The 6,995-nt window shown below is 36.1% G+C and carries 7 protein-coding genes; 4 read left to right on the top strand and 3 right to left on the bottom strand.

The features are described 5' to 3' along the window. Positions 1-141 precede the first annotated feature (141 nt). The 3 genes from lpxL to ACJML3_RS04600 form a co-directional block, all read right to left on the bottom strand. Positions 142-1,179 carry an LpxL/LpxP family Kdo(2)-lipid IV(A) lauroyl/palmitoleoyl acyltransferase gene (gene lpxL, locus ACJML3_RS04610; protein ID WP_406021022.1) on the bottom strand — a complete coding sequence of 346 codons (1,038 nt, stop codon included), beginning with the start codon at positions 1,177-1,179 and terminating at the stop codon, positions 142-144. A gap of 231 nt (positions 1,180-1,410) precedes the next feature. Further along, a complete protein-coding gene (locus ACJML3_RS04605) occupies positions 1,411-1,653 on the bottom strand; it encodes a hypothetical protein (RefSeq protein ID WP_406021020.1) in 243 nt (80 codons plus the stop codon). Positions 1,654-1,668: 15 nt separating this feature from the next. Further along, entirely contained in the window at positions 1,669-2,670 is a 1,002-nt protein-coding gene (locus ACJML3_RS04600) for a LacI family DNA-binding transcriptional regulator (RefSeq protein ID WP_406021018.1), read from the bottom strand. Between the two features lie 265 nt (positions 2,671-2,935). Between ACJML3_RS04600 and galE the strand changes: the two genes are divergently transcribed. The 4 genes from galE to ACJML3_RS04580 form a co-directional block, all read left to right on the top strand. Next, complete coding sequence (gene galE / locus ACJML3_RS04595) at positions 2,936-3,955, top strand: UDP-glucose 4-epimerase GalE (protein ID WP_406021016.1); 1,020 nt, start codon at positions 2,936-2,938, stop codon at positions 3,953-3,955. Positions 3,956-3,963: 8 nt separating this feature from the next. Further along, positions 3,964-5,013, top strand: coding sequence for a UDP-glucose--hexose-1-phosphate uridylyltransferase (locus ACJML3_RS04590; protein ID WP_406021014.1), 1,050 nt, complete (start codon positions 3,964-3,966; stop codon positions 5,011-5,013). 28 nt (positions 5,014-5,041) lie between these two features. Continuing rightward, positions 5,042-6,202: a galactokinase gene (galK, locus tag ACJML3_RS04585; protein WP_406021012.1), complete on the top strand. Its 1,161-nt coding sequence runs from the start codon at positions 5,042-5,044 to the stop codon at positions 6,200-6,202. 286 nt (positions 6,203-6,488) lie between these two features. Beyond that, the coding region (locus ACJML3_RS04580; RefSeq protein ID WP_406021011.1) for a circularly permuted type 2 ATP-grasp protein at positions 6,489-6,995 on the top strand (507 nt) is incomplete at its 3' end.

The following is a 6,995-nucleotide window of genomic DNA, read 5'->3' as shown; positions in this document are numbered from 1 at the left end:
ATATCCTTTATAAAGGTACAACCTTCAATTTCTGTTGCAAGAGCAGTAATTACATTGTTAGCTCTATCTATCTGTTCTTGTGAATAGCAAGAACAGATAAATGGTGTAAAAAGAAAGATTGAAAAAATAGGTGCTGTCTTTTTAAGACAGGCCTGGATAGCGGTTCTCATTTTCATCAGGTGCTGTTTTAAATCTTCTGTGAAGCCATAGATACTGCTCAGGAGCCATACGGATCATTTTTTCAATTTCCTGATTTACTCTTATAGTATCAGATACAACATCCTCAGATGGGAAATTGTCTAATGGCTCCTTTACATAAAGATGGTATTTGCCATTCTCTCTAATAGTCCAGGCAGGCTGAACTAGAGTATTTTTTACCTTTGCAAGATTATGTGTACCAAATACTGTTGCCGCCTCTTTTACTGCAAAGAATGGTACAAAGATAGATACATTGCGACCATAATCCTGATCTGGTGCGTACCAGATAGGCATATTTTTCATAAGTGCCTTAATCATGCTTCTTGGATCTTTTCTGTCAACAAGAGCAAGATTCTTTCTGAGTCTTCCTTTTACCTGTGCATATTCCCATACAGGATGATCTGATGGTCTGTAAACACCAATACCAGGTGTAATAAGAGTTGCATAGATTCTTGCCATCAGCTCAAGAGTAACAAAATGACAGCTTAATACTAAAATAGGCTTGTTGCTATTTGCAATTTCTAAAGCTTTATTTAGGTCATCCTTATCGATTTTTATATGTCTTTTAAGTCTCCAGTCAGGCCAGAACCAAGCTATACCGGTTTCAAATACAGCCATACCAGAGTTTCTCTGAACCTCTTTAGACAGTTTGTGTCTTTGCTCATCTGTAAGTTCAGGGAAAGCAAGTTCAAGATTTCTTTTAAGAACATATTTTCTTGCAGGAAGAATAGAGCCTAAAAGACGACCGATTTTCTTTCCAAGCCACATCTGAAATGAATATGGAAGGAATGTAACAAGGCAGTATAGAGCAAAGATAGATAGCCAAGCTCCAATAAAATGAGGCATTAGCATTGCTTTTACAAAAACAGGTTTTTCAACGAATCCTTTTCCCCAGCCTTTTTTTACTGTTGAGAATCGTTTTTTTTCTGCGCTTTCTTTGCGGCGCTTTTCTTCATCTATATGTAACTGATATTTAGCCATTTTATATATTTAGTAATTTGTGCTCTGATGAAACAATAATACAGAACAAATTTGTTTTATGGAGTTCACAAATTTAATAATTGTATGTATAAGTTCAATTTTATATGAATTTTTGAAAAAATGGTAATCAGTAAGGCTTTATTTACAAGATAATAATTTAAGAAGAAAACAAAAGCTCAAAATAAAATAGAATTCAAATTGTATTATTTGAATTGATAACAATAAATATTGTTACCACATCCATCTAAGTAAACCTGCTGTATCACGACATACGTGTTTGAATAAAGCTCTTGTTAATTTTGGTTCATCAGGATAACGTCTATGAATATCTTCGTATACAGCTTTAAGCCATTCTTGATTATCTCGGATAGCTTCCTCTATACATTCAAGAGGATTATCGCATCCACAAAATTCACAAGGAGCATACTCTCTTACTTTTCTTAAGAATTGTTCATAGGTATAAGGATTTATCATCTTTAAAAAACTTTGCTATATTTTTTTCACACTGTTTCTATACAGAATCTTAGCTTCAAATTTACTTATGCTGAATGTATCATCCTTTTTGAATCTGGCAAATGAGAGTTTTACAGCTTCCTGTCCCATTTTTTCGATAGGGTTTTGCACTGTAGTTAAAGATGGATAGATAACAGATGCAAAGAAAAGATCATCAAAACCAGTGATTGAAACATCATCAGGTATCTTAATGCCATGATTTAAAAATACATTGATAATCGACATTGCAATTGAATCGTTATAGCAGACAATTGCACTGAATTTGTCTACTCCCATCTTTATAAGTGTATTTGCAGTTTTAACAGCATTTTCTGAATATGGTTTTGTTTTTAGAATATATTTATCATCAATTGGCAAAGAATGGTCATTTAAAGTTTGCAAAAAACCTTCAAGGCGTTCTTTAGCATCTGCAATATCAAATTCTGAATCAATATAGACAAACTTTTTGTGGCCAAGACCAACAAGATATTCTGTAAGAGCTTTCATTGCATTGAAATTATCAATATTTACGCAACGATCTTCATATCCTTTTAAGCGACGGTTGATAAGCACAATGTAAGGATATTTATGCATATATGTTGCAAGCTTCTCATCTGAAATAGCAAGAAGGTGAGCAATTATTCCGCAGCACTGATGAGAGAGCAGATTTTCAATTGCTTCAATCTCTTTTTCTTCATCATAAAATCCCTGAGTGATGATAAGACTTTTCTTAAATGATCTTGCTGTCTGGTCGCATGCTTTAATCATAAGAGCAAAGAACGGATCAGATATATCAGATACAAGAACACCGATTGTATTGCTCTCTTTTGTTGCAAGGGTTCTTGCAAAACTGTTCAGATGAAAATCCAGCTCCTTTTGAGCCTTTAAAACCGCATTTTTAGTTTCTTCATTAACTTTTGCAGTTCCGTTTAACACTCTTGAAACGGTAGCAACAGAAACATTTGCAAGTTTTGCGACATCTCGTATGGTAGCAGACATAATTTTTTCTATAATATCTCTAGTGAAAAAAGATCATTTTTATCAATGAGTTCATATTATGATAATCTCATTTCAAAGTATAGTTATGAAATCGGTTTCATACTATAAAAATGATTTTAAAGACTAAAAAAAAGAGTTTTTACATTAATCCTTAAAAATGTGATACAGCTCATCAATATATTTATTGAAAAAACGAACATTAAGCATATAATGACCATGTAAACGGTTACATGGTTAGTTGTAAGCGGTTTTATGAGGTTGAAAAATGACTACAATTCTAGTTACTGGCGGTGCAGGTTATATCGGTTCACATACAGTTATTGAACTTGTTAATGCAGGTTATGAACCAATTATCTATGACAATTTTTATAATGCAAAGAAGACTGTTCTTAAAAGAATAAATACCATTCTTGGAAGAGAAGTTAAGTGCATCGAAGGTGATATTAGAGATGCAGATAAACTTGATTTGGTTTTCTCACAAAACAAAATCGATGCTGTTATTAACTTTGCAGGTTTAAAGGCTGTCGGTGAATCAGTAAAGATGCCTCTTGAGTACTATGACAATAATGTTAACGGTGCAAGAGTTCTTTTAAGTGCAATGTTAAAGCACAACTGCAAGAATTTTATTTTCTCTTCATCTGCTACTGTTTACGGTGAGCCTGACAGCGTTCCTTTAACTGAGAATTCACCACTGAAAAGAGCAAACTGTCCTTATGGCCAGACTAAAGTTGATATTGAATATATGTGTCAAGAACTTCAGATTGCTCATAATGATTTTTCAATGGTACTTTTACGCTACTTCAATCCTGTAGGTGCTCACAAATCAGGTCTTATCGGTGAAGATCCAAAAGGTATTCCAAACAATCTAATGCCATATTTAACTCAGGTTGCAGTTGGCCGTTTAAAGGAATTAAGTATTTTTGGTAATGACTATCCAACAAAGGATGGTACCTGTGTAAGAGATTATATTCATGTTGTAGATCTTGCTTTAGGTCACGTTGCAGCTTTAAATCACTGCCTGAATAAACCTGGCTGCCATATTTACAATCTAGGTACCGGTACAGGCTATTCAGTACTTGATATGGTAAAGGCTTTCTCAAAGGCAATCGGTTATGAATTGCCTCATAAATTTGCACCAAGACGTGCAGGTGACGTTGTTGAGTGCTATGCAGATCCATCAAAAGCAAAAAATGAGCTTGGCTGGGTTGCAACAAGAACACTTGATGATATGACTGCCGATTCTTACAACTGGCAGAAGAACAATCCAAACGGATACGAAGATTAGGAGTAACTATGGCTCAGTTTTGTCCAACAGATCATCCACACAGAAGATTCAACGCTCTGACAGGTGAGTGGATTTTAGTATCCCCTCACAGAGCAAAAAGACCATGGAACGGTCAGGTTGAAAAAGTTAATGATGAAAAAAAGCCATCGTACGATCCTACCTGCTACCTATGTCCAGGTAACAATCGCGTGAACGGTGACAAAAATCCTGATTACGAGAGTAATTTTGTGTTCACCAACGATTTTGCAGCACTGATGCCAGATACTCCTGACACTGATAATGATGATTCTTGCGATCTCTTTAAGATGGAGCCTGCAAAGGGCACTGCAAGAGTTATCTGCTTTAGCGCGGATCACTCAAAAACTCTGCCTGTCATGAGTGAGTCTGAGATTGAAAAGGTTGTGGACTTATGGGCAGATCAGCTAGTTGAACTGTCTGAAAAGTACAATTATGTTCAGCTCTTTGAAAATAAGGGCGCAATCATGGGATGTTCTAATCCTCATCCACACGGACAGATCTGGGCTTGTAACTTTATTCCTGAGGAGCTTTCAAAGGAAGTAAAGTGCCAAACTGAGTATATGAACAAACACAACAGTGCGCTTTTACTTGACTATGTCAAAGCAGAGCTTTTGAAAAAAGAAAGAATTGTTTTTGAAACAGAATATTTTGTGGCTCTTGTTCCTTTCTGGGCTTTCTGGCCTTTTGAAACAATGTTAGCTCCAAAATTTGCTGTAAGCACAATTGATGAGCTTACAAGAGAGCAGAGAGCTGATCTTGCTATAGCAATCAAGAAGCTTACAACTAGATATGACAATCTGTTTGAGTGCTCATTCCCATATTCAATGGGCTGGCACAATGCACCAAAGTCTCTTGGTGCAAAAGAGCGCGAGGCATTTATTCTTCATGCTCACTACTATCCACCTTTATTAAGATCTGCAACTGTTAAAAAATTCGTTGCAGGCTTTGAGCTGCTTGCAGAAAAACAGCGTGACCTGACTCCAGAGCAGGCTGCTGCAAGATTAAGAGAACTATCAGAAGTTCATTATTCACAAAGATAATTAAACCTGATAAACATAAGGATCGAATATGACTGATATTAAAGATATCTGCAAAAAGGCTTTTGAAGAAAAGTTCAACTGTGCTCCTGAGTATTATTCTTATGCTCCAGGTCGTGTAAACATAATCGGTGAGCATACTGATTATAACGGCGGTTTTGTGCTTCCATGCGCTATCCGTTATGGTACCGTTATGTACGCAAAGCAAAACGGAACCGATAAAATCCGTGTTCTTGCTCTTGATATGAACAATGATTATGACGAGTTTGTAATTGCTCCTACCATTGAAAAGCATGAGACAAAGCTTTGGTCAAATTATCTAAGAGGTGTTACATATCAGTTAGCTGCAAAGCATGAAGGATTGCTAAAAGGTCTTGATATTGTAATCAAGGGCGATGTTCCTGCAGGAGCCGGTCTTTCATCATCAGCCTCATTAGAGGTCTGTTTTGGAAACCTTTTAAACAATGTGTTTTCATTAAATGAATCACTTATGAATATTGCTCTTATAGGTCAGAGTGCTGAAGCATACATTGGTATGAAGTGTGGCATTATGGATCAGGCAATTTCTGCAAATGGTGTATGTGACCATGCTGTGAGAATTGACTGTAAGAGCTATGATCTGACAAAGGTATCTGTCCCATCCGATCTTGTTATTCTGATTATCAATTCAAATATCAAGCATCAGCTTGTAGGTTCAGAGTATAACGATCGCCGTGAAAGCTGTGAGAAGGCTGCAAAGATTCTTGGCGTAGATCTTCTTCGCGATGCAACAATGCCTATGCTTCTTGCTGCAAAGGATAAGATGGATGATGTTACATTCAGACGTGCACGCCATGTTATTACAGAAGATGAGCGCGTATTAGAGGCATCAAAGGCATTTGAATCAGGCGATCTTGCAACTCTGTCAAAACTTATGTATCAGTCACATGAATCAATGAGAGATGACTTTGAAATTACAGTCAAGGAAACCGATGCTTTAGTGGAAATTGTAAAAACTACACTAGGCCCTGGTAAAGAGGCTGTAAGACAGACTGGGGGCGGTTTTGGTGGCTGCGTTGTTGCAGTTGTAAAACCTGAAGATGTTCAGCCAATCAAGAATGCTATAAATGCTCAGTACAAGGCTGTATCAGGAATTGATGCAACAATCTTTGAGACAAAAGCATGTGATGGAGCTACATTTAAAAAGATTTAAGTTTTCTTTTTGTTTATTTGCATAATTCATGTCCTTAGCTTCAGTTTTTGCTGAAGCTTTTTTTTTATTTTCTAATTTCCTTTACATTTCATTTTCATTTCATTTTTTTTCTGATCATTTTTTGAAAATCAGGTTCTCTTTTTGTGCGTATACGATCATAAATGAAGCAAAAAATGGCTTTTATATGAGCTTTTGCTAAGTTTTAGTATCAAAAGTGAGCACTAATAAACTCCATCGTTTTGTTAGTGTATAACTATAGAAAAAGAACGAAATAGGGATAAGAAAAATGGATGAATTATATGAAAGCTCAGGCACTGTAAACTCATGGCTCGAAAGACTTGGAGTTAGATTCGGTATATATAAAAACGGTCAGTTTAAAGAACAGCTGTTTCCTTATGATTCAATCCCACGTGTTATAAGCGCATCTGAGTATAAAGAGCTTGAAAAGGGCCTTATACAAAGAACAGATGCACTAAATCGTTTTATTTATGATGTTTATCATGACAAGAAGATAATCAAGGACGGAGTTATTCCACCAGAGTTTGTTTACTCTTCAAAAGGCTATATGCCAGAGGCTGAAGGTGTAACTCCTCCTATGAATATCTATTCTCATATTTCAGGTATCGATCTTGTGCAGGCAAAAGATGGTTCATGGGTAATTCTTGAGGATAATTTGAGGATCCCATCAGGCGCATCTTATCCGATGATTGCAAGACAGGTTATGCGTAAGGTTCATCCTTCAATTTTCCATGATACAAAGATTTTAGATAACAGAGACTACGGACAGCTTTTA

Origin of the sequence: Succinivibrio sp. (genome assembly GCF_045124615.1) — a bacterium.
Taxonomy (GTDB): Bacteria; Pseudomonadota; Gammaproteobacteria; order Enterobacterales; family Succinivibrionaceae; genus Succinivibrio; species Succinivibrio faecicola.
Note: the sequence above shows the minus strand (reverse complement) of the source record. Positions and strands in the feature narration are given on the sequence as shown.